General features: G+C 71.0%; 2 protein-coding genes. One reads left to right on the top strand and one right to left on the bottom strand.

Features of this window, described 5'->3' with window-relative positions; translation table 11 throughout:
* Positions 1–58: 58 nt before the first annotated feature.
* Positions 59–376 carry a DUF2249 domain-containing protein gene (locus tag ACFPZL_RS14000; RefSeq protein ID WP_218114507.1) on the bottom strand — a complete coding sequence of 106 codons (318 nt, stop codon included), beginning with the start codon at positions 374–376 and terminating at the stop codon, positions 59–61.
* Between the two features lie 47 nt (positions 377–423).
* Here ACFPZL_RS14000 and ACFPZL_RS14005 point away from each other — a divergent pair.
* Positions 424–682: helix-turn-helix domain-containing protein (locus ACFPZL_RS14005; protein WP_382336018.1), on the top strand; the 259-nt coding region annotated here is incomplete at its 3' end.

Raw genomic sequence — 682 nt, forward strand, 5'->3', positions numbered from 1 at the left:
CCGCTCAGCGCCGGCCCCGACTGCTCGGCGCGGACCATCAGCTGCTCGGCGGGTGCGCTCAACCGACCGGGCGGCGGCGGATGTGCAGCCGCCACCGCTCGGGCCCGCGGTCGAGGTACTCGACGTCGAAGATGCCGTGCGACCGTTCATCGAGCTGCTGCAGCAGCGGCACCGGGTCGTGCGTGGCCGAGAGGATCAGGGCGAAGCCGGGCCGGATCCCGTCGAGCATCCCGAAGATCGCCGCGTGCCGCACCGCGTGCGGGATGGTCTGCACGTCGACCTCGGGCGTGCCCTCGTCGTGGCCGCCGCAGGCGCAGCCGGTACCTCCTGCGGCACCGGCGTCCTCGCGGTTCCGGTGGATCTCGATGCTCGACATTGCACTTCCTCGAATTCGATGTCCGATTAATTACTACACTATATAGTGTGAAAAATAGGGAGCCCGCAGACACCCGCCGATCCTCCTCCGGTCGGCGGCACTCGCCGACGCGGGAGGCGCTGCTGCGCGACCTCGAGTCACAGCGCGACCCGTCGTCGATCGCCGAGCTCGCCGAGTCGACCGGCTGGCACCAGAACACCGTGCGCGGCCACCTCCGGGCGCTGTGGCAGGACGGCTACGTATCGCGGATCGACGGCGAGCCCGACGGCCGCGGCCGCCCCTCCTGGCGCTGGGCCGCGAAGCCCG

It is taken from the genome of Leucobacter soli (genome assembly GCF_042659205.1).
Lineage (GTDB): Bacteria > Actinomycetota > Actinomycetes > Actinomycetales > Microbacteriaceae > Leucobacter > Leucobacter soli.